Here is a 19819-nt window from a genome sequence, read left to right as displayed (position 1 = left end):
TCTTCGCTAATCCATGATCATTCACCCGAATTTCGACCCCGTTGCGATCCATCTCGGGCCGCTGGCCGTGCGCTGGTACGGCCTCATGTATCTCGTCGGCTTCATCGCGGCGATCGTCGTCGGCCGGATCCGCCTGAAGCTGCCGCATGTCGCGGCGCAGGGCTGGACCGCGAAGGACATCGACGACATGATGTTCTACGGCGTGCTCGGCACCGTGCTCGGCGGCCGGCTCGGCTACGTGCTGTTCTACAAGGCCGGTTTCTACTTCTCGCATCCGCTCGACGTGTTCAAGGTGTGGGAAGGCGGCATGTCGTTTCACGGCGGCTTCCTCGGCGTGACGCTCGCGATGATGCTGTTCGCGTGGCAGCGCAAGCGGCACTGGCTCCAGGTCACCGATTTCGTCGCGCCGATGGTGCCGACGGGGCTGGCGGCCGGGCGTCTCGGCAACTTCATCAACGGCGAACTGTGGGGCCGCGTGACCGATCCGACGGCGCCTTGGGCGATGCTGTTCCCGGGCGCGATGCGCGACGACGCGGCCTGGTTGCCGAAACATCCGGAGCTCGTCGAGAAGTGGCATCTCGCCGACGTGTTCATGCAATACCAGATGCTGCCGCGCCATCCTTCGCAGCTCTATGAAATCGCGCTCGAGGGGATCGCGCTGTTCTTCGTGCTGTTCCTGTTCGCGCGCAAGCCGCGGCCGATGGGCGCGATATCCGCGCTGTTCCTGATCGGTTATGGCCTCGCACGTTTCACGGTCGAGTTTGCGCGCGAGCCGGACGACTTCCTCGGGCTGCTCGCGCTCGGCCTGTCGATGGGGCAGTGGCTGTCGCTGCCGATGATTCTCGCGGGGATCGCGCTGATGGTCTGGGCGTATCGCCGCCGCGCGGCGAACGCGAATGCGGCTGCGTGACGTGGCTGCATGACGCGGTATCGATGCATGCGCGATCGGCGCGTGCATCGATACCCGGACGCGCATAAAAAAACGCCGGCCCTCGGGCCGGCGTTTTTCGTTTCCGACAGCCGCGCGATGCGCGTTACTTCATCTGCACGGAGCCGTTGACGGTGACCGACACGGTGGCCTTGCCGCCTTCGACCGCGATCGGCGCGCTCATCTTCGCGCTGTCCATCGGCGCCGCGGCCATCGCCATCATGCGCGGGTACGGCTGCACGTTGCGGCCGCTGCCGACGTTCACGTCGCGGATCGTGTAGCTGCTGTAGCCGAACGCCTTCGCGGCTTCGTCCGCGCGGGCGCGGAACGATTTGATCGCTTCGGTCGTGAGCTTTTGCTCGGCCGTGCGCTGCGCTTCCGGCGACAGCGAGAACTCGACGTTCGCGACCTGCATCAGGTTCGACAACTGGCCCGCCAGCTTCGACGCCGCGGCGAAATCGCGCGATTCGAGCGCGACCTCGGTGCGGCCGCGCCATGCGGAGATCTTCCCGTCGCGATCGGTGCTCGGATACACGGAGAACGCGCCCGTGTGCGCGGTGACGCCCGATACGCCCTTCGCCTGCGACAGGGCCGCGTCCGCGCGCTGGTTCAGCTGCGCGGTGAGGCTGCCCGGATCCTTGGCCTGCTGCTCGTAGAACAGCGTGATGTGGATGATGTCCTGCGGCACGTCGGCACTGGCCTGCGACGACAGCGACAGCACGCCGGCCGGCTCCGGAAAGTGCGGGTTCGCCGCCTGGGCGTGCGCGGCGGGCGACGCGAGCGTCAGCGCGACGGGAACGGCGGCGGCGAGGGCGAGCGACAGCGCGAGTGCGGATTTCTTGGTCATTGTTGGATTCCTTGTGCGAGGGCGCGCACGCGGGTCACGCGTGCGCGACGCGGGCGTACCGCGCAACGAAAAAACGACGGCCGGCCCGTTCGGCCGGCAGTGGTTGCTTAGGCTGCGCGACAGTGCCGCGAGTTCCGTTACGGTCGCGCGTACTGACCGGATTTGACCTTTGGCGCGCGCCTACTTCATCAGCTTTTCGGTGATGAATCGCCATTCCGCACGCGTGACGGGCGTGATCGACAGCCGGTTGCCGCGGGCGAGCACGCGCATGTCGGCGAGTTCGTCGTGCTCGCGCAGCGTGGCGAGCGGCACGAGCGGCGACTTCTTCACGAAGCGCACGTCGACGAGCAGCCAGCGTGGCGCTTCCTGCGTCGATTTCGGGTCGTAATAGGGGCTTTTCGGATCGAACTGCGTGGGATCGGGGTAGGGCGTCGACGAGACTTCGGCGAGCCCGGCGATGCCCGGCTCGGGGCAGCTCGAGTGATAGAACAGCACGCCGTCGCCGATCTTCATCGTGTCGCGCATGAAATTGCGCGCCTGATAGTTGCGCACACCCGTCCACGGCAGCGAGCGCTGCGGTGCGTCGGCGAGATCGTCGATGCTTGCTTCGTCCGGTTCGGACTTCATCAGCCAGTATTGCATGGTCGTGGTCGACGCAGAAAAGGCTGCTACAAAAGAAAACGGCACCGGGACTTGCCCGATGCCGTTGGATAGGCCCCCACCTTGGCCGCTAGGCCGGCATCCTGAACCTGAGGTTCAGAATTGGTCGCAGTTAGCAGCACTTCGGGTACATCAGACAGAGTGACGCGCGCGCCCGTGCTACAAATTTCCGCAACCGTGCACATGGCATTGGTTCAAGGAATATATGACCTTGGCGAACCAGGCAGGGAAGCTGACTGAACTGTGATTCGATGCGCCAATTTGACCACCGTTGACCGTCGAGATCAAGGGGAATCGCCGCATCGTTTGAAACGTTACTGCGTCTCGTGCTGTGCGAGCACCGCGCCGAGCTGTTCGTTCATCTGGTGCATTGTACGACGGATTTCCTCCGCCGGAAATGCTTCACCATGCCGCACGCTCGTTTGCAGCCGCAGCAATTCCGATGCGAGCGACAGCGCCGCCATCACCGCGATGCGATCGGTGCCGCGCACCGAGCTGTTCGAGCGGATTTTCGACATTTCGGCGTCGACGCGCGCGACCGCTTCGAGCAGCGCCGCTTCGGTCTCGGCCGAACAGGCGAGCCGATAGGGCTGACCGAGAATCGAGACTTCGATCTGCTTGGTGCTCATGCATGTTCTCCGTGGCTGGCCGTGTCATCGCCATCCGTGCGCGCCTGCGCATCCAGCAGGTCGAGCTGGTTGTCGGCTTGCTCCGCGCCCTTCGAGCGCGGCAGCTTTTCGAGAATCGCGTTCAGTTTCACCTGGGCGTCGTCGATCTTCGCCGACAACGTGTCGCGCTCGGCCGCGAGCGCATTGCGTTCGTCGCGCAGCTGCGCGAGCTCCGCGCGGACCGTGTCCGCTTCCGCGCGCAATTGCGCGACCTGCTCCTCGAGCGCGAGCCGTTCCGAGTGATAGCGCTTGTTCAGCGAAATCAGACGGCCAATATTTTGAGATAGGGTTTCGAGTTCGTTGAGCATTTGCTGCGTCCTCTAAAGACCCAGCATTTTAGCGCGGAATAACGCGCAATCCGACATCTGTAACGTTTCCAGTCGTAACACCCCTGCTTCTTGCCGCGAATAGGCGCGTCCCGCGCGGGTCCGGACGCTTCCTTGACGCTCGCGCGACCGGCTCCTAAACTGGCGCCGCCTCGGTGCTCGCGCGCAGGACGCGCGGTTAAACGGGAAGCAGGGTGCGCGCTCCAGGAGCGCGCCGACCTGCGCTGCCCCCGCAACGGTAAGCGGCCGCGTCGCGTGACGCAGGCCGGCTCGGGCGCGTTTCGCATGCAGTCGCATGCGGGCGCGGGCCACTGCGCGTCATCGCGCGGGAAGGCGAGCCGGACCGCCGCCAGCCCGGATACCGGCCGAGACGGGGAGCCCGCACGGGCTCCATGACGCGCGGCCTGCGGGGAAGCGGGACGCGCAATGGTTCACGGAACGTTTCTTCGATGCCGACCCCAATCGTCCGCCACGCGCCGCTGTCGCGCCCGGCCGGCTCCCGCAAGCGGATGTGCCGCGCGTCGTGCGCGCGGCCGGGCGCGGCATGAGCGCCGCGCGCGCCGCCGCGATCTGGGCCGCGCTGGCCGCCGTGGTCGCGCTGCTGTTCGTCGCGTCGCTGTCGATCGGCAGCGTGCCGATGTCGCCGTGGCAGGCGCTCGCGTCGCTCGTGCCGCACGGCGGCGATACCCTGTTCGCCGATATCGTCCGGACGCTGCGCCTGCCGCGCGCGCTCGCGGGTTTCGCGTGCGGCGCGCTGCTCGCGCTGGCCGGCGCGCTGTTGCAGGTACTGCTGCGCAATCCGCTCGCGGAGCCGTACGTGCTGGGCGTGTCCGGCGGCGCGGCCGGCTTCGCGCTCGTCGCGATGATCGCGGGCGGCGCGTGGTGGCTCGTCGACGCGTCGGCGTTCGCCGGTTCGCTCGTCTCGGTCGCGCTCGTGCTCGGGCTCGCGAGGCGCGAGCTGTGGCGCGGCGAATCGCGCGACGCCTCGCCGCGGCTGCTGCTCACGGGCGTCGTGATCGCGGCGGGGTGGGGCGCGCTCGTCACGTTGTTGCTGTCGCTCGCGCCCGACGCGCGGCTGCGCGGCATCATCTTCTGGCTGACGGGCGACCTGAACGGCGCGACGGCGCCGTGGTTCGCGTGGGGCGCGCTGTTGCTGAGCGCATGCGTCGCGCTGCCGGCCGCGCCGCAACTGAACGTGCTGCTGCGCGGCGACGCGACCGCGCTCGCGCTCGGCGTGCCGGTCGCACGCCTGCGCGTGCGGATCTATCTCGTCGCGTCGCTGGCCGCCGCGGCCGCCGTGACGACGGCCGGTACGATCGGCTTCGTCGGGCTCGTCGTGCCGCATGGGTTGCGGCTCGCGTTCGGCAACGACCAGCGGATGCTGCTGCCGGCCGCGATGCTTGCGGGCGGCGGCGGCGTGATGGCGGCCGACCTGCTGGCGCGCACCGCGATCGCGCCCGCGCAATTGCCGGTGGGCGCGATGACCGCATTGATCGGCGTGCCGGTGTTCCTGTGGATGTTGCTGAGGAGACCGATGCGATGACGGGCGCCGCCGCACCGCACGCCGCTGCCGGCGACATGCGCTACAGGGCCGTCGAGCTGACGCTGAAGGCCGGCGCGCGCACGCTGCTCGAGCGCTTCACGCAGGCGTTCCGCCCCGGCGAGATCTGGTGCGTCGCCGGACCGAACGGCGCGGGCAAGACGACGCTGCTCGCCACGCTCGCGGGATTGCAGCCGCCGGCCGGCGGACACGTCGAGATCGACGGCCGGCCGCTTGCCGCGTGGCGTCCCGGGCAACTCGCGCAGCGCCGCGCGCTGATGCCGCAGCAATTGCACGATGCGTTCAGCGCGACCGTGTTCGACACGGTGCTGCTGAACCGCTTTCCGTATCTCGGCGGCTGGGGCTGGGAGCGCGACGGCGACCGCACGGCCGCGCGCGATGCGCTCGCGACGTTCGACCTGACCGCGCTCGCGTCGCGCGACGTGATGTCGCTGTCGGGCGGCGAGCGGCAGCGGGTCGCGCTGGCCGCGACGCTGTGCCAGGATGCGCCGCTGATGCTGCTCGACGAGCCGCTCGCGCATCTCGACCTGCATCACCAGATCGACTGCCTGACCGCGTTGGCCGCGTGGCTCGCGGCAGGCCCGCGCACGGTGATGTTTTCGTGTCACGACCTGAACCTCGCGCGGCGTTTCGCGACGCATGCGCTGTTGCTCGACGGCCGCGGCCATGCGTGGGCCGGCCCCGTGCACGACGTGCTGACGCCCGAGCGCGCGAGCGATGCGTTCGGCTATCCGCTCGTGCTGATCCGCGAGAACGGCCGCGATGCGCTGCTGCCGGCATGGCCTGCGCGACAATGACCCTTTCCGTTCCGATTTTTCCGATGCGCGGCGCCTGCCGCGCCCACGACACGGCTCCCCGATGACGACTCCGACCTGTTTCCCGCCCGCGATCGCGCCGCTCGACGACGCGCTGCGCACGCGCCTGCAACATGTGATCGACCACAAGACCAAGCCGCCCGGCAGCCTCGGCCAGCTCGAGGCGCTCGCGCTGCAGATCGGGTTGATCCAGCGCACCGAGCGGCCGGTCGTGCAGCGTCCCGTGACGATCGTGTTCGCGGGCGACCACGGCATCGCGGCCGAAGGCGTCAGTCCTTATCCGCAAGCGGTGACCGCGCAGATGGTCGCGAACTTCCTGGCCGGCGGTGCGGCGATCAACGCGTTCTCGGGCGTCGCGCAGAGCACGCTCGAGATCGTCGACGCGGGCGTCGCGTCGCCGCTGCCGCCGTCGGAGCGGCTGGTGTCGCTGCCGGTCGCGCGCGGTACGCGCAACTTCGCGACGGAACCGGCGATGACGCGCGAAGAAGCGATGACGGCGCTGGCCGCCGGCGCGGCGCGCGTGCGTCTGCACGCGTCGCTCGGCACGAACGCGATCGGCTTCGGCGAGATGGGAATTGCGAACACGTCGTCGGCCGCGTGCCTGATGAGCCGCCTGCTCGACGTGCCGATCGATGCATGCGTCGGTCGCGGCACGGGGCTCGACGATCAGGGCCTCGCGCACAAGCGCGCGGTGCTCGGCCGCGCGCTCGTCAAGCACGCGCACGCGATCGCGCCGCTCGACGTGCTCGCGACGTTCGGCGGCTTCGAGATCGCGATGATGACGGGCGCGTACCTCGCGGCCGCGAGCGAGCGGATGACGATCCTCGTCGACGGCTTCATCGCGACCGCCGCGCTGCTCGTCGCCGAGCGCATCGCGCCCGGCGTGCGCGACTACTGCGTGTTCTCGCATACGTCGCACGAGGCCGGCCACCGGCGCATGCTTGAGCATTTCGGCGCGAAGCCGCTGCTCGCGCTCGACCTGCGGCTCGGCGAAGGCACGGGCGCCGCGCTCGCGCTGCCGCTCGTGCGCGCGGCAGCCGCGTTCCTCGCCGAGATGGCGAGCTTCGAGTCCGCCGGCGTCGACGATCGTGACGCCTGAGCGTGCGCGCGGCATGCGGGCCGAACTGCGCTACTTCTTCGTCGCGCTCGGCTATTTCACGCGCGTGCCCGTGCCGCGCTCGATCGGCTATGCGGCCGGCGATCTCGACCAGGCCGCGCGTTATTTCCCGCTCGTCGGCGCGTGCGTGGGCGCATGGGGCGCGCTGGTCTATCTCGTCGCACTGCGCGCGCTGCCCGTGTCGATCGCGGTCGGGCTGTCGATGGCCGCGACGCTGCTCGCGACCGGCGCATTCCACGAAGACGGCCTGGCCGACAGTTGCGATGCGTTCGGCGGCGGTTACACGCGCGACGACGTGCTGCGCATCATGCACGATTCGCGGATCGGCACGTTCGGCGCGGTCGCGCTCGTGATCGCGCTCGGGCTGAAATGGCAGGCGCTGACGTCGATGCTGCCGTTGCGCGCCGCATGGACGATGATCGCCGCACATGCGGCGAGCCGCGCGATGGCCGTGAGCCTGCTGATGTCGCTCGACTACGTGCGGCCCGAAGGCAAGGCGAAGCCGGTTGCGCAACGCATGGGCGCACGCGCGGCGTGCATCGCGGCGGCGTTCGGGATGCCGTGGCTGTTCTGGCCGGACTGGCGCATGGGCGTCGCCGCGTGCGTGGTGCTCGTGCTCGTGCGTGCGTGGCTCGCGCGCTATTTCGTGAAGCGGATCGGCGGCTATACGGGCGACTGTCTCGGTTTCGCGCAGCAACTGGGCGAACTGTCGATCTATCTCGTGGTGCTCGGATGGACGTCGTCCTGATCCGTCATCCGGCCGTCGGCATCGAGCCGGGCATCTGCTACGGGCGTAGCGACGTACCGCTCGCCGAATCGGCCGACGGCGGCGCGCAGGCCGTGCGCGCGCATCTGTCGGCACTCGGCGCGCCGTCACCCGAACGGGTCTGGACGAGCCCGCTCGCACGTTGCGCGTCGATTGCCGAACGGCTCGCGCGGGCATTCGACGTGCCGCTGCGGTGCGATGCCGACTGGCAGGAAATGGATTTCGGCGCATGGGAAATGCAGCGCTGGGACGATATCGACCGCGCGGCCCTCGATGCGTGGGCGGCCGACCTGATGCATGCATGCGCGCACGGCGGAGAAAGCGTGGCGCGATTCGTCGCGCGGGTCGCGCGGCAGGCCGATACGATTGCGGCGCGCGACGGCGCGCAATGGGTCGTCACGCATGCGGGCGTGATCCGCGCGTTCGCGTCGCATGTGCTGCGCGTGCCGCTCGACACGCTGCTGTCGCGGCCCGTGCCGACGGGCGGGGTCGTCTGGCTGCGCACGAACGACGACGCGCAAGCATGGGAAGTCGTGCACTGGGACGCATAGGCGCACGTGCGTCGGCAGGCGAACGACGCCCGCACGATCGATTTGCCTCGGGTGCCGCACGCATCCGGCGTCGGTGCGCGACCAATGCGCCAGCCGCCGGCAATCAGCGCGCCGGCCGCCGCGCACGCGCGGCATCCAGGTCCTCGCACAGCGCGGCCGCGCCCTGCACGATCCGCGGCGACGGCCGCGTCAGCAGATCGCCGTCGATCGCGAACAGGTTGTGGCGCGCGACGGCCGTCAGCGCGGGCCACGAACGCCACCGCGCGAGGCTCGGCAGCGGTTCGGTCGAACGGGTCGCCCCCGCGCTCGTCGTCACGATCGCTTCCGGATTCGCCGCGAGCACGGCCTCATCGGTCACGGTCGGCGCGAGCGGCTTGAGCGACGCGAATACGTTGCGGCCGCCGCACAGTTCGAATACTTCGTCGATCAGGTGCGTGCCGTTGAGCGTCGTCAGCGGGCGGTCCCACACCTGGAAGAACAGCGTGACGGGCGGGCGTGCCGCGTAGCGGGCGCGTAGCGCCGCGAGGTCCCGCGTGAACGCAGCGGCGGCGGCATCGGCGGTCGGTTGCGTGCCGAGCAGCGTGCCGAGCCGGCGCAGCGACGACGACACGTCGTCGAGATGCTTCGGTTCGCTGAAGAACAGCGGGATGTGCAGCGCGCGCAGCGCATCGGTCTGCCGCTCGGCGTTGCCGTGCCGCCAGACGACGATCAGGTCGGGCTTCAGCGCGGCGATGCGTTCGAGATCGAGCGCCTTGTTGTCGCCGACGCGCGGCACCGCTTGCGCGGCGGCCGGATAGTCGCTGTACGTGACGGTGCCGACGAGCTTCGCGCCGCCGCCGGCCGCGTAGACGAGCTCGGTCGCGTGCGGCGCGAGGCTGATCACGCGCTGCGCGGGCGCGGGCAGCGTGACCGTGTTGCCGGCGTCGTCGCGCGTCGCGACATCGGCGTGGACGAGCGGCGCATGAGCGAGCGCCGCGAGCAGCGCGGCGGGCGCGAGCCGGCGGAACGGGCGCGGCCTCATGCCGAGACTCGCCGCAGCAACGGCACGCAATGCGCGAGCGCATCGCCGAGGCGCCGCCATTCGGCTTCGCTGCCCGGCAGGCCGACGCGCACGCTCGACGGGCTCGGGAAGTGCCGCGTCCAGATCCCGCGCGTCGCGAGCGCCGCATGCAGCGCCGCGGCCCGCGGGTCGTCGGTCCAACTGAAGAGCGGCGTCGCGCGAACCGCGAAGCCGTGCGCGCGCAGCAGCGCGGCCAGTCGTTCGCCGTCGGCCGCGAGCCGCTCGCGGGCGGCCGCTTGCCACGCGCGATCGGCGAATGCCGCGGCGACCGCGTGGCGTGCGGGGCCGCTGACCGTCCACGCGCCGAGCCGGTCGCGCAACGCGACGATGCGGTCGGGGCACGCGAGCACGAAGCCCGCGCGGATCCCGGCGAGCCCGAAGAACTTGCCGACCGAGCGCAGCACGACGAGGCCCGCACGATCGACCTGCGGCGCGAGCGATGGCGTGGCGCCCGTATCGGCGAACGCTTCGTCGACGATCAGCGTTCCGCCGCGTGCCGCCAGTTGCGCATGCCAGCCGAGCAGGCGCCCGGTCGGCACGAACTCGGCGGTCGGATTGTTCGGATTCCCGACGATGACGTGGCGCAGCGTCGCGGGCAGCGTATCGGCGCGGATGTCCAGCGCGACGACACGATGGCCGTGGCGCGCGAACGCGGGCGCATATTCGCCGTACGCGAGCGCCGCGACGCCGGCGTCGCCGGCCGGCAGCAAGCCGGGCAACGCGCGGATCGCGGCCTGGCTGCCGGCGACCGGCAGCACGTGCGCGGCATCGGGCGCGTGGTAGTACTGCGCGGCGCAGGCCGCGAGGCCGTCGCCGTCGTCGGGCAGCCGGCGCCATGCGTCGGCCGGGACGGGCGGCACCGGGAAGCCCGCCGGATTGATGCCGGTCGACAGGTCGAGCCACGCGTCGTACGGAATGCCGTGGCGGCGGGCGGCTTCATGCAGGTTGCCGCCGTGCGCGATGGATGAATCAGACATGATGGGTGGCCATGACGAGTGCGCCGCTCGCGACCAGCAGCGCGAGCCACAGGGCGAGCGTGCGCGTGACGAGCGACAGCGCGGCGACGATGTGGACGGCAGTTGCCGTGGCGCCGGTGCCGAGCGCCGGGCGATCCTCGATCTCGCCGTGATAGACGGCCGGGCCGCCGAGCTGCACGTTCAGGCTGCCGGCGCCCGCGGCCATCACGGGGCCCGCGTTCGGGCTGTCCCAGTGGCGCGCCTGCGTGCGCCAGCAGCGCCATGCGGCGGCCGTGTCGCCGAGCAGCGCGTAGCTCGCGGCGGTGAGGCGTGCGGGCATCCAGTTCAGCGCGTCGTCGATGCGTGCGGCGGCCCAGCCGAAGGTCAGGAAGCGCGGCGTGCGATAGCCCCACATCGCGTCGAGCGTGTTCGCGAGCCGGAACAGCAACGCGCCGGGACCGCCCGCGACGACGAACCAGAAGAGCGCGCCGAAGATCGCGTCGTTGCCGTTCTCGAGCGCCGATTCGACGGCCGCGCGCGACAGCGCGCCTTCGTCCGCGCTGCCGGTGTCGCGCGACACGATGCGTGCGGTCAGCGTGCGCGCCGCGTCGAGGTCGCGCCGCAGCAGCGCGGCGGCGATCGGCGCGACGTGGTCGGCGAGGCTCTTCGCGCCGAGCGCGAACCACAGCAGCGTGACGTGCAGCGCAGCCGCGAACGGCCACGGCAGCGCGCAGACGAGCCAGGCCGCGACGGCCACCGGCGGCACGACCGCCGCGAGCCATGCGGCGGCGCCGACCACGCGGCCGCGCCGGCCCGTGTTCAGCGCGGCTTCGATGCGCGCGGCGACGCGGCCGAACGCGACGAGCGGATGCCAGCCGGCCGGCTCGCCGATTGTGCGGTCGACGATCGCGGCCGCGACCGCGAGCATCGCGACGACGGGCAGCGACAGCATCAGCATGGCTGCGCGCCCGCCTTGAGATTGAGCGGCAGCCCGGCAACCAGCAGCGTGACGCGCGTCGCGAGCGCGGCGACGCGTTGGTTCAGGCGCCCGAGCTCATCGACGTAGCGGCGCGTGACCGACCCGAGCGGCACGACGCCGAGCCCGATCTCGTTGCTGACGACGATCACCTTCGCGCGCGCGCCGCGCAACGCGTGCTCGAGCCGCTCGACGTGCGTCGCGTACTGCGCGTCGTCGAGCGGGTCGCCTTCTGCGGGGCACAGCAGGTTCGTGAGCCACAGCGTCAGGCAGTCGACGAGCAGGCACGCGTGCGGATCGTCGAGCCGCGCGAGCGTGCCCGCGAGATCGACGGGCGCGTCGGCGAACCCCCAGGCGGCCGGCCGGCGCGCGCGATGATGCGCGATGCGCTGCGCGAATTCGGCATCGGCGGCGGTCGCGGTCGCGATGTAGGTGACGGGGCGGCCGCTGTCGGCGGCGAGCCGCTCGGCATGCGCGCTCTTGCCCGAGCGCGCGCCGCCGAGGACGAAGGTGAGGTCGTGCGGAATCATCGCGTGATTGTAACGGCGCGCGCGACCCGCCGCGGGCGATAATGCCGCCTTTGCTTCGCGACGATCTTTTACACGATGAATGCACCCGAGCCGCGGCCGCGCGGCACGCTGATGATCCAGGGCACGACGTCCGACGCGGGCAAGAGCACGCTCGTCGCGGGCCTGTGCCGCCTCGCGCGCCGCGGCGGCGCACGCGTGGCGCCGTTCAAGCCGCAGAACATGGCCCTCAACAGCGCGGTGACGGTCGACGGCGGCGAGATCGGCCGCGCGCAGGCGTTGCAGGCGCTGGCCGCCGGCGTCGCGCCGCATACGGATTTCAATCCGGTCCTGCTGAAGCCGACGAGCGACCGCGGCGCGCAGGTGATCATTCACGGCAAGGCGCGCACGAACCTCGACGCGCGGGCGTACCACGACTACAAGCCGGTCGCGTTCGATGCGGTACTCGAATCGTATGCGCGCCTGCGCGCCGGGTACGACACGGTGATCGTCGAAGGCGCCGGCAGCCCGGCCGAGATCAACCTGCGCGACGGCGACATCGCGAACATGGGGTTTGCCGAGCGCGTCGACTGCCCGGTCGTGCTCGTCGCCGACATCGATCGCGGCGGCGTGTTCGCGCATCTGGTCGGCACGCTCGCCTGCCTGTCGGACAGCGAGCGCGCGCGCGTGCGCGGCTTCGTGATCAACCGCTTTCGCGGCGACCTCGCGCTGCTCGAACCCGGGCTCGACTGGCTGCGCGCCCGGACGGGCAAGCCGGTGTTCGGCGTGCTGCCGTACCTGCACGGGCTGCTGCTCGACGCGGAGGACATGCTGCCCGCGCAGGCGCGCAGCGCCGCCGCACGCGGCGATGGCGGCGTGTTGCGCGTCGTCGTGCCCGCGCTGCCGCGCATCAGCAACCACACCGATTTCGACCCGCTGCGCGCGCATCCGCAGGTCGAATTCACGTACTGGAAGAGCGGCCCCGTGCCCGACGCCGACCTGCTGATCCTGCCCGGTTCGAAGAGTGTGCAGCGCGACCTCGCGTGGCTGCGCGACACGGGCTGGGAAGCGCTGATCCGGCGTCATCTGCGCTACGGCGGCAAGGTGATCGGCATCTGCGGCGGCATGCAGATGCTCGGCCGCACGCTCGATGATCCGCTCGGCCTCGAAGGCGCGCCCGGCAGCGTGCCGGGGTTCGGGCTGCTCGATTTCGACACGGCGCTGCAACCCGACAAGACGCTGAAGAACGTGACCGGACAACTCGCGCTGCCGGGCGAGGCGGCCGTGCGCGGTTACGAGATCCACATGGGCGACACGCGCGGGCCGGCGCTCGCGACGCCCGCGCTGACGCTGGCCGCCGATGCCGCGCAGGATGGCGTGCGTCCCGACGGCGCGATGTCGGCCGACGGCCAGATCCTCGCGACCTACGTGCACGGGCTGTTCGACGCGCCCGACGCGTGCGCGGCGCTGCTCGCGTGGGCGGGGCTCGATGGGGCGGCGCGCATCGACTACCCGGCGCTGCGCGAGGCTTCGCTCGAGCGGCTGGCCGACACGTTCGCCGCGCATCTCGACCTCGACGCGCTGTACGCCGAGTTTCGGTGACGGCGGGCCGGTCCGCCCTCGCTTTTTCCGCCCGATCGCGTACAACGAAGGAGGGCGGAGGTCCGCCCGAAGGAGGGCGACGATGAGGGCTCGATGGTGGTGGAGCGTGCTGCTTGCGGCGCTGCTGGGCGCGTCGGCGGCGGCGCATGCGTGCGATTCGTATGCGCCGGGCGGCGGCCAGTCCGGCGGCGACGCAACGCAGGGCAAGAGCGGTTACTGAGCGGATGGAGGGCATGATCGGGCATGCCCTTTTTTTTGCGTCAATTCGTTCCTGTCTGGAATCAATTTAAGCGGCATGGCGTGTTTATCGGCCGAATCGATTCGAATAGAGTGCGATCCATTCCCATCCACTCCCGAAGGAAGCCGTCATGAACGCCAACCGCCTGAACGATTTCGCCGCGACGCTGCTGCGCGTCGCCCTCGGCGTGCTGTACCTCGCGCACGTCGCGCAGAAAGTATTCGTCTTCACGCTGCCCGGCACCGCGCAGTTCTTCGCGTCGATCGGCTTGCCGGGCTGGCTTGCGTACCTGACCACGTTCGTCGAACTGGCGGGCGGGCTGGCGCTGCTCGCGGGATTCCGCGTGCGCATCGCGGCGCTGGTGCTGCTGCCGTTCATGCTCGGCGCGCTCGCCGCGCATCTGCCGAACGGCTGGAGCTTCTCGTCGCCGCACGGCGGCTGGGAATATCCGGCGTTCTGGGCCGTCACGCTGGCCGTGCAGGCCCTGCTGGGCGGCGGCGCGTTCGCGATCGGCGCGGCGGGGGCCGCGGCCGGGCGCGCGTAATGTGAACGAGCGCGCACGAAAGCGGCCCGCGGGTCGCCGCGACCGGTTCCGGTGACACCCCGTTTGCCGATATCATCGCTCCCTGTATCCGCAATCGAGCGGCGCCTGCCATGCGGCCGGCGCCGCGCGGCTTTATCGGGGGAATTCATGACGGTCATCGTGGTGGCGAATCCGAAGGGCGGCGTGGGGAAGAGCACGCTGTCCACCAATCTAGCCGGCTATTTCGCGGCGCAGGGCGCGTGGGTCGCGCTGGCCGACCTGGACCGGCAGCAGTCCGCGCATGCGTGGCTCGACCTGCGGCCGGCCGGCTTGCCGACGATCGAGGTGTGGGATCTCGATCCGGACGCGCCGTCGAAGCCGCCGCGCGGCCTCGAATATGCGGTGATCGATACGCCGGCCGGCCTGCACGGCACGCGGCTCAACGTCGCGCTGCAACTGGCCGACAAGGTCATCGTGCCGCTGCAGCCGTCGATGTTCGATATTCTCGCGACCCAGCAGTTTCTGGAGCGCCTCGCCGGCGAGAAGGCCGTGCGCAAGGGCGGCGTCGAGGTCGGGATCGTCGGGATGCGGGTCGATGCGCGCACGCGCTCGTCCGATCAACTGCACCGGTTCGTCGAAGGGCTCGGCCTGCCGGTGCTCGGCTACGTGCGCGACACGCAGAACTACGTGCAGATCGCCGCGCACGGCCTGACGCTGTGGGACGTCGCGAAAAGCCGCGTCGAGAAGGATCTCGAACAGTGGCGGCCGATCGTCGAATGGGCCGAGCGCCGCATGCCGAAGGCCGAGAAGGCCGCGAAAGCGTCCTGACCCGCTCGCGCGCGGGCCGTGCCGCAGACGACGAGCGCGCCGGATTCCGTCAAAAGGACAAAGGGCCCGATCCGGCATCGCGCCGAATCAGGCCCTCCGTCCGTATGTGGCGGCTCGGTGTTGGCCGCCGGGCGCCCGCCGCATCGCGGCGACACCCGGCGTGTCACGACACACCGGCGGCCGCGCGGATCAGCTCCAGCTCTGCGTCGGCACGTGGTCCCGGTGGCCCTTGATCTTGTTGCCTTCGTCGATGAACACGAGCTTCGGCTTCCAGCCGGCCTGCAGTTCGGCTTCGTCGACCATCGCGAACGCCGCGATGATCACGAGGTCGCCGAGCTGCGCGCGGCGCGCGGCCGAGCCGTTCAGCGAGATCATCCCGCTGCCGCGCTCGCCCTTGATCGCGTACGTCGAGAAGCGCTCGCCGTTGTTGATGTTCCAGATGTCGATCCGTTCGTTTTCGATCAGGCCCGCCGCGTCGAGCAGGTCTTCGTCGATCGCGCACGAACCTTCGTAGTGCAGTTCGCAGTGCGTGACCGCCGCACGGTGGATCTTCGATTTGAGCATGTGGCGCTGCATGGTGTCTCCGGTGAGGCGTCGTGAGAGGCGCGGGCGGGCGCCCGTCAGATTTCCAGGTTGTCGATGAGGCGCGTCGCGCCGAGCTTCGCGGCCGCGAGCACGACGAGCGGCTCGCCGGCTTCGAGTTCGGCGGCGCTCGGTGCGATCAGGTTCGCGCGGCGGCGGATCGCGATGTAGTCGGGCACCCAGCCGCGTTCGGCCAGGTGCGTGTGCGCGTGCCGCTCGAGCTTGCCGAGGTCGCGTTCGCCGCCGAGCACGCTGTCGCGCACGCGCTGCAGCGTTTTCGCCAGTTCGGGCGCTTCCTTGCGCTCGTCGGCCGTCAGGTAGCGGTTGCGCGACGACAGTGCGAGGCCGTCCTCGTCGCGCACGGTTTCGGCCGCGACGATGTCGACCGGCAGCGCGAGCTGCTGGCACATCCGGCGCACGATCATCAACTGCTGGTAGTCCTTCTTGCCGAACACGGCGACGCGCGGCTGCACGCAGGACATCAGCTTCGTGACCACCGTGCACACGCCGGCGAAGAAGCCCGGACGGAATTCGCCTTCGAGAATCCCGCCGAGATCGTCCGGCGGCAACACGCGGTATTCCTGCGGCTCGGGGTACATGTCGCGCTCGGTCGGCGCGAACAGCACGTACACGTTTTCCTGCTGCAGCTTCTCGATATCGTCCTGGAGCGTGCGCGGATACTTGTCGAAATCCTCGTTCGGGCCGAATTGCAGCCGGTTGACGAAGATGCTCGCCACGACCGGGTCGCCGTGCTGACGCGCGAGGCGCATCAGCGACAGGTGCCCTTCGTGCAGGTTGCCCATCGTCGGCACGAACGCCGTGCGGTTCTGTCCGCGCAGCTGGTCGCGCAGTTCCTGGATCGAGCTGATGACTTTCATGATCGGGTAACGGGTTCCTCGCGCAGGCGCGCGTTGACGCCGCGGCAGCGGCGTCGGGGTCGAAGCGGAGAACGCCGGCGCGCGGGCGGCGCATCGGGCGTCGGCGGATTGTAGAGGATTTGGCCGCGGCACGCACCGATAAAAGAACGATCGTTCACTTTTTATCGGGGCGTGCCGGACACCCGCCGGATGGCCACTCGCCGCGGCGCAGCGACGAGCGTCGGGACGAACCGGGAACGGGAAGCGGCGGGGGCGGCCCTTACGCGGGCAGGTACGCGAGGCGCACGTAGATCGGCGCGAACGGCTCGGCCTGCGTGATCTCGAGCAGCGATTCGCGCGCGAGTTCGAGCATCGCGATGAAGTTCACGACGACGACCGGCACGCCGCGCGACGTGTCGAATAGGTCGGCGAACTCCATGAAGCGTGCATTTTGCAGCCGGCGCAGGATCAGGCTCATGTGTTCGCGCACCGACAGCTCCTCGCGGGAGATCTTGTGATGCTGGACGAGCTTCGCGCGCTTGAGCACGTCGGCCCACGCGGCGCGCAGATCGTCCGAATTCACGTCGGGAAAGCGTGGCGTGACGCTTTGCTCGATATACACCTCGGCGCGCAGGAAATCGCGGCCGAGCTGCGGCAACTGGTCGAGCCGCTGCGCGGCGAGCTTCATCTGCTCGTACTCGAGCAGCCGGCGCACGAGTTCGGCGCGCGGATCCTCGGCTTCCTCGCCGGTGTCGGCCTTCTTGACCGGCAGCAGCATCCGCGACTTGATTTCGATCAGCATCGCGGCCATCAGCAGGTATTCGGCCGCCAGCTCGAGATTCGACGTGCGGATCTGGTCGACGTAGCCCAGATACTGCGCGGTGACCTGCGCCATCGGGATGTCGAGCACGTTGAAGTTCTGCTTGCGGATCAGGTACAGCAGCAGGTCGAGCGGGCCTTCGAACGTCTCGAGGAACACCTCGAGCGCGTCGGGCGGGATGTAGAGATCCTGCGGCAGCTTGAAGAGCGGCTCGCCGTACAGGCGAGCGAAGGCCGCGACACCGTCGACCGTGTCGGGCGTCGAATCGGCGCCCGCGGGCGCGGCGATCGCGTCGTCCTGCCGGGCGGCGCTGGCCTCGTCGGCGGCGCTCACGTCGTCAGAAGTTCTGGTAGTAGACGTACGGCGTTTGCTTCACGCGCGATTCCTGCTGCTCGGCGCGCTCGTCGAGATCGATCGGCTGCTTGTCCCACAACAGGGAACGGCCCTTGCGTTGCTCTTCCTCGAGCGTCGGCTTCTGCTGCTTGAGCTGGTTCAGGAACTGCGTGACGTCGGACTGGTACGGCATGGCTGGATCTTCCGTTTCGGGCGGCGCACGATGCGCCGGATTCGCGATGGCGGGATTTTACCGCATCGCGGGGAACAGCCGGCGCCAATCGCGCGTCGAAACCGCGGGCGGTGCCGGCGGGCCGACGGCCATTGGGCGGCGGCCCTGTCGGGCGCTGGCACTCTTTCACAATCGTTTGGCTGCGACGCCCGCGCCCTGTGGTCAAATACAGGGTTTTCCACGAAACCGTAACGATCCAGGACGGCGAGGTCATATTTGGCGGGGCAGTCGAACCAGCAAGCACACACGGCACATGACGCGGGCCCGCGCGCGGCACGCGATCGCGCCGGCGCCGCGGCCCGCGTCGCGCGGGCGGCCCTCGCGGGTTGCCTGGCCGCGTGCTTCGCGCTGCCGGCCCACGCGAAGTACGACGTCGACATCGACGCGCCGCGCTCGATCCGCAAGCTCCTCAAGACCCATCTCGATATCGCCCGCTTCGCCAAGCGCGACGACATCAGCGACGACCAGTTCGACTTCCTCGTGACCGCCACGCCGCAGCAGGTGCGCGACCTGGCCGCGACGGCCGGCTATTTCTCGCCGGTCGTGCGTACCGACGTGCGCACCCGCGACGGCAAGCGCGACGTGCGCATCGCGGTCGATCCGGGCAAGCAGACCGTCGTGTCGACGGTCGACCTGGCGTTCAAGGGGCCCGTCGAAACCGAGGATCCGGCGCAGGAGACGGCCACCCGTTTCGCGTTCTCGATGAAGCCGGGCGACCCGTTCACGCAGTCCGACTGGGACGACGCGAAGGGGGCGGCGCTCCGGCAGTTGCAGGCGCGCCGCTATCTCGGCGCGAAGATCGCGTCGTCCGAGGCGCGCATCGATCCGCGCACGCAGCGCGCGACGCTCGCGGTCACGTTCGACAGCGGCCCGACGTTCACGATCGGCAAGGTCGACGTCGACGGCGTGCGCCGTTATCCGGAAAAGATCGTCACGAACGTCAATCCGCTGTCGGAAGGCGAGATCTACGACGTGCGGCGGATCAACGAATTGCAGCGGCAGTTGCAGAACACGCCGTACTACGCGAGCGTCGCGATCGACGTCGGCGACGATACGTCGAAGCCCGAGCGCACGCCCGTGCACGTGAAGGTCAGCGAGTTCCCGTACAACAACATCCGCGGCGGCGTCGGCTTCGCCACCGATACCGGGCCGCACGTGCAAGGCTCCTATACGTATCTCGACACCTTCGGCGCCGCGTGGCCGCTGACCGTGTCGGGCCGGCTCGACCAGATCCAGCAGTACGGGCAGGTCCAGCTGTCGATGCCGCCGGGCGAGAAGGGCTGGACCAACAGCGTGCTCGCGTCGTACACGAACACCAACGTGTCCGACACGCGTATCTACAGCGCGCGGGTCGGCGTGCAGCGCACGCGCACCGGCCAGTTCATCGACTATTCGTATTCGCTGATGTATTACCAGGACCGGCTCGACCAGAACGGCGCGGGGCCGACCACGAGCCGCGCGCTCGTGCCGCAATGGGCGTGGACCCGCCGCAACGTCGACGATCCGCTGTTTCCGCGTTCGGGCAACCTGATTCACGCGGAGGCGGGCTTTGCGGTCAAGCACGTGCTGGCCGACGAAACCTTCATCCGCGGCTACGCGCGCGGGCAGCAGTACCTGCCGATCGGCAAGCGCGACCTGTTCGTGTTCCGCGCGGAGCTCGGCGGCGTGTTTACGAGCGGCAGCTCGACCGGCGTGCCGGCGTCGCTGCTGTTCCGCGCCGGCGGCTCGAATTCGGTGCGCGGCTACGGTTACCAGAGCATCGGCAACAGCGTCGACGGCTCCGTTCTGCCGACCAAGTATCTGATGACGGGCACGGCCGAGTACCAGCACTGGTTCAACCGCGACTGGGGCGCCGCGACGTTCTTCGACATCGGCACCGCGACCGATGCGTGGGGCGAGCGCGTGTTTTACCCGGGCGTGGGCGTCGGTGCGCGCTGGCGCAGCCCGGTCGGCCCGATCAACGTCGACGTCGCGTACGGGTTGCGCAATCACAGCGTGCGCCCGTACCTGACGCTCGGCATCGCTTTCTGAACCTGTCGCCCTATTGACGACGACCCGCACGACGAA

At 69.7% G+C, this 19819-nt stretch carries 23 protein-coding genes, 1 other RNA gene and 1 riboswitch; of the genes, 11 read left to right on the top strand and 13 right to left on the bottom strand.

Annotated elements, in window-relative coordinates:
- Nucleotides 1-13 precede the first annotated feature (13 nt).
- Nucleotides 14-910: a prolipoprotein diacylglyceryl transferase gene (gene lgt / locus WS96_RS20475; RefSeq protein ID WP_034208141.1), complete on the top strand. Its 897-nt coding sequence runs from the start codon at nt 14-16 to the stop codon at nt 908-910.
- Nucleotides 911-1034: 124 nt separating this feature from the next.
- Here lgt and WS96_RS20470 read toward each other — a convergent pair whose 3' ends face one another.
- The 5 genes from WS96_RS20470 to WS96_RS20450 form a co-directional block, all read right to left on the bottom strand.
- Nucleotides 1035-1775 (bottom strand): SIMPL domain-containing protein, encoded by a 741-nt coding sequence (locus WS96_RS20470; RefSeq protein WP_011545975.1) that lies wholly within the window; start codon nt 1773-1775, stop codon nt 1035-1037.
- 180 nt (nt 1776-1955) lie between these two features.
- Nucleotides 1956-2417, bottom strand: coding sequence for an EVE domain-containing protein (locus WS96_RS20465; RefSeq protein ID WP_034208139.1), 462 nt, complete (start codon nt 2415-2417; stop codon nt 1956-1958).
- Between the two features lie 69 nt (nt 2418-2486).
- Nucleotides 2487-2668: non-coding RNA, 6S RNA (gene ssrS / locus WS96_RS20460), on the bottom strand.
- 81 nt (nt 2669-2749) lie between these two features.
- On the bottom strand, nt 2750-3064 hold the full coding sequence (locus tag WS96_RS20455; protein WP_006478091.1) for a cell division protein ZapA: 315 nt from the start codon (nt 3062-3064) through the stop codon (nt 2750-2752).
- Complete coding sequence (locus WS96_RS20450) at nt 3061-3411, bottom strand: ATPase (protein ID WP_034208138.1); 351 nt, start codon at nt 3409-3411, stop codon at nt 3061-3063. Before WS96_RS20450 ends, WS96_RS20455 begins: the two co-directional genes overlap by 4 nt.
- A gap of 154 nt (nt 3412-3565) precedes the next feature.
- Nucleotides 3566-3813: riboswitch (cobalamin riboswitch) on the top strand.
- 160 nt (nt 3814-3973) lie between these two features.
- On the opposite strand from WS96_RS20450, the gene WS96_RS20445 reads away from it, so the two are divergent.
- From WS96_RS20445 to cobC, 5 genes are all read left to right on the top strand, one after another.
- Nucleotides 3974-4972, top strand: coding sequence for a FecCD family ABC transporter permease (locus WS96_RS20445; protein ID WP_059835001.1), 999 nt, complete (start codon nt 3974-3976; stop codon nt 4970-4972).
- Complete coding sequence (locus WS96_RS20440; protein ID WP_059834935.1) at nt 4969-5787, top strand: ABC transporter ATP-binding protein; 819 nt, start codon at nt 4969-4971, stop codon at nt 5785-5787. Before WS96_RS20445 ends, WS96_RS20440 begins: the two co-directional genes overlap by 4 nt.
- A 61-nt stretch (nt 5788-5848) precedes the next feature.
- Nucleotides 5849-6904, top strand: a complete 1056-nt coding sequence (gene cobT / locus WS96_RS20435; protein WP_059834933.1) for a nicotinate-nucleotide--dimethylbenzimidazole phosphoribosyltransferase — start codon at nt 5849-5851, stop codon at nt 6902-6904.
- A 13-nt stretch (nt 6905-6917) separates the two neighbouring features.
- Entirely contained in the window at nt 6918-7670 is a 753-nt protein-coding gene (locus tag WS96_RS20430; RefSeq protein ID WP_059834931.1) for an adenosylcobinamide-GDP ribazoletransferase, read from the top strand.
- A complete protein-coding gene (gene cobC, locus WS96_RS20425; protein ID WP_059834929.1) occupies nt 7655-8239 on the top strand; it encodes an alpha-ribazole phosphatase in 585 nt (194 codons plus the stop codon). Before WS96_RS20430 ends, cobC begins: the two co-directional genes overlap by 16 nt.
- A gap of 103 nt (nt 8240-8342) precedes the next feature.
- On the opposite strand, the gene WS96_RS20420 is transcribed toward cobC, so the two are convergent.
- The 4 genes from WS96_RS20420 to cobU are packed head-to-tail and all read right to left on the bottom strand — an operon-like array spanning nt 8343 to nt 11761.
- Nucleotides 8343-9260, bottom strand: coding sequence for a cobalamin-binding protein (locus WS96_RS20420; protein ID WP_059834927.1), 918 nt, complete (start codon nt 9258-9260; stop codon nt 8343-8345).
- Nucleotides 9257-10276, bottom strand: coding sequence for a threonine-phosphate decarboxylase CobD (gene cobD, locus WS96_RS20415; RefSeq protein ID WP_059834925.1), 1020 nt, complete (start codon nt 10274-10276; stop codon nt 9257-9259). Before cobD ends, WS96_RS20420 begins: the two co-directional genes overlap by 4 nt.
- Nucleotides 10269-11213 carry an adenosylcobinamide-phosphate synthase CbiB gene (gene cbiB / locus WS96_RS20410; RefSeq protein ID WP_059834923.1) on the bottom strand — a complete coding sequence of 315 codons (945 nt, stop codon included), beginning with the start codon at nt 11211-11213 and terminating at the stop codon, nt 10269-10271. The genes cobD and cbiB overlap by 8 nt, the downstream gene beginning before the upstream one ends.
- Nucleotides 11207-11761, bottom strand: a complete 555-nt coding sequence (gene cobU / locus WS96_RS20405; protein ID WP_059834922.1) for a bifunctional adenosylcobinamide kinase/adenosylcobinamide-phosphate guanylyltransferase — start codon at nt 11759-11761, stop codon at nt 11207-11209. Before cobU ends, cbiB begins: the two co-directional genes overlap by 7 nt.
- Before the next feature lie 75 nt (nt 11762-11836).
- Between cobU and WS96_RS20400 the strand changes: the two genes are divergently transcribed.
- The 4 genes from WS96_RS20400 (at nt 11837) to WS96_RS20390 (ending at nt 14928) form a co-directional block, all read left to right on the top strand.
- Entirely contained in the window at nt 11837-13339 is a 1503-nt protein-coding gene (locus WS96_RS20400) for a cobyric acid synthase (protein ID WP_059834920.1), read from the top strand.
- A gap of 82 nt (nt 13340-13421) precedes the next feature.
- The gene (locus WS96_RS34100) at nt 13422-13559 is read left to right on the top strand and encodes a hypothetical protein (RefSeq protein ID WP_162838115.1); all 138 of its coding nucleotides are present in this window, start codon (nt 13422-13424) and stop codon (nt 13557-13559) included.
- A gap of 148 nt (nt 13560-13707) precedes the next feature.
- Nucleotides 13708-14121, top strand: a complete 414-nt coding sequence (locus WS96_RS20395) for a DoxX family protein (protein WP_059834918.1) — start codon at nt 13708-13710, stop codon at nt 14119-14121.
- Between the two features lie 147 nt (nt 14122-14268).
- Entirely contained in the window at nt 14269-14928 is a 660-nt protein-coding gene (locus WS96_RS20390) for a ParA family protein (protein ID WP_059834916.1), read from the top strand.
- Nucleotides 14929-15117: 189 nt separating this feature from the next.
- On the opposite strand, the gene panD is transcribed toward WS96_RS20390, so the two are convergent.
- From panD to WS96_RS20370, 4 genes are all read right to left on the bottom strand, one after another.
- Nucleotides 15118-15504, bottom strand: a complete 387-nt coding sequence (panD, locus tag WS96_RS20385; protein WP_059834914.1) for an aspartate 1-decarboxylase — start codon at nt 15502-15504, stop codon at nt 15118-15120.
- Nucleotides 15505-15548: 44 nt separating this feature from the next.
- A complete protein-coding gene (gene panC / locus WS96_RS20380) occupies nt 15549-16388 on the bottom strand; it encodes a pantoate--beta-alanine ligase (protein WP_059834913.1) in 840 nt (279 codons plus the stop codon).
- Between the two features lie 259 nt (nt 16389-16647).
- Nucleotides 16648-17520, bottom strand: coding sequence for a segregation and condensation protein A (locus WS96_RS20375; RefSeq protein ID WP_012329011.1), 873 nt, complete (start codon nt 17518-17520; stop codon nt 16648-16650).
- A gap of 4 nt (nt 17521-17524) precedes the next feature.
- Complete coding sequence (locus tag WS96_RS20370) at nt 17525-17713, bottom strand: DUF3460 family protein (protein ID WP_009692996.1); 189 nt, start codon at nt 17711-17713, stop codon at nt 17525-17527.
- 255 nt (nt 17714-17968) lie between these two features.
- Here WS96_RS20370 and WS96_RS20365 point away from each other — a divergent pair, with 255 nt between their 5' ends.
- Nucleotides 17969-19783, top strand: coding sequence for an autotransporter assembly complex protein TamA (locus tag WS96_RS20365; protein WP_059834911.1), 1815 nt, complete (start codon nt 17969-17971; stop codon nt 19781-19783).
- Nucleotides 19784-19819: the final 36 nt, after the last annotated feature.

The organism is Burkholderia sp. MSMB1835, assembly GCF_001526365.1.
Classification (GTDB): Bacteria; Pseudomonadota; Gammaproteobacteria; order Burkholderiales; family Burkholderiaceae; genus Burkholderia.
The sequence above is the reverse complement of the archived record's forward strand: the minus strand, read 5'-3'. Positions and strand labels throughout refer to the sequence as shown.

Bases quoted from the DNA above. Each gene is read 5' to 3' on its own strand.
- lgt (WP_034208141.1), top strand. From the start codon at position 14: ATGATCATTCACCCGAATTTCGACCCCGTTGCGATCCATCTCGGGCCG.
- WS96_RS20470 (WP_011545975.1), bottom strand. From the start codon at position 1,775: ATGACCAAGAAATCCGCACTCGCGCTGTCGCTCGCCCTCGCCGCCGCC.
- WS96_RS20465 (WP_034208139.1), bottom strand. From the start codon at position 2,417: ATGCAATACTGGCTGATGAAGTCCGAACCGGACGAAGCAAGCATCGAC.
- WS96_RS20455 (WP_006478091.1), bottom strand. From the start codon at position 3,064: ATGAGCACCAAGCAGATCGAAGTCTCGATTCTCGGTCAGCCCTATCGG.
- WS96_RS20450 (WP_034208138.1), bottom strand. From the start codon at position 3,411: ATGCTCAACGAACTCGAAACCCTATCTCAAAATATTGGCCGTCTGATT.
- WS96_RS20445 (WP_059835001.1), top strand. From the start codon at position 3,974: ATGAGCGCCGCGCGCGCCGCCGCGATCTGGGCCGCGCTGGCCGCCGTG.
- WS96_RS20440 (WP_059834935.1), top strand. From the start codon at position 4,969: ATGACGGGCGCCGCCGCACCGCACGCCGCTGCCGGCGACATGCGCTAC.
- cobT (WP_059834933.1), top strand. From the start codon at position 5,849: ATGACGACTCCGACCTGTTTCCCGCCCGCGATCGCGCCGCTCGACGAC.
- WS96_RS20430 (WP_059834931.1), top strand. From the start codon at position 6,918: ATGCGGGCCGAACTGCGCTACTTCTTCGTCGCGCTCGGCTATTTCACG.
- cobC (WP_059834929.1), top strand. From the start codon at position 7,655: ATGGACGTCGTCCTGATCCGTCATCCGGCCGTCGGCATCGAGCCGGGC.
- WS96_RS20420 (WP_059834927.1), bottom strand. From the start codon at position 9,260: ATGAGGCCGCGCCCGTTCCGCCGGCTCGCGCCCGCCGCGCTGCTCGCG.
- cobD (WP_059834925.1), bottom strand. From the start codon at position 10,276: ATGTCTGATTCATCCATCGCGCACGGCGGCAACCTGCATGAAGCCGCC.
- cbiB (WP_059834923.1), bottom strand. From the start codon at position 11,213: ATGCTGATGCTGTCGCTGCCCGTCGTCGCGATGCTCGCGGTCGCGGCC.
- cobU (WP_059834922.1), bottom strand. From the start codon at position 11,761: ATGATTCCGCACGACCTCACCTTCGTCCTCGGCGGCGCGCGCTCGGGC.
- WS96_RS20400 (WP_059834920.1), top strand. From the start codon at position 11,837: ATGAATGCACCCGAGCCGCGGCCGCGCGGCACGCTGATGATCCAGGGC.
- WS96_RS34100 (WP_162838115.1), top strand. From the start codon at position 13,422: ATGAGGGCTCGATGGTGGTGGAGCGTGCTGCTTGCGGCGCTGCTGGGC.
- WS96_RS20395 (WP_059834918.1), top strand. From the start codon at position 13,708: ATGAACGCCAACCGCCTGAACGATTTCGCCGCGACGCTGCTGCGCGTC.
- WS96_RS20390 (WP_059834916.1), top strand. From the start codon at position 14,269: ATGACGGTCATCGTGGTGGCGAATCCGAAGGGCGGCGTGGGGAAGAGC.
- panD (WP_059834914.1), bottom strand. From the start codon at position 15,504: ATGCAGCGCCACATGCTCAAATCGAAGATCCACCGTGCGGCGGTCACG.
- panC (WP_059834913.1), bottom strand. From the start codon at position 16,388: ATGAAAGTCATCAGCTCGATCCAGGAACTGCGCGACCAGCTGCGCGGA.
- WS96_RS20370 (WP_009692996.1), bottom strand. From the start codon at position 17,713: ATGCCGTACCAGTCCGACGTCACGCAGTTCCTGAACCAGCTCAAGCAG.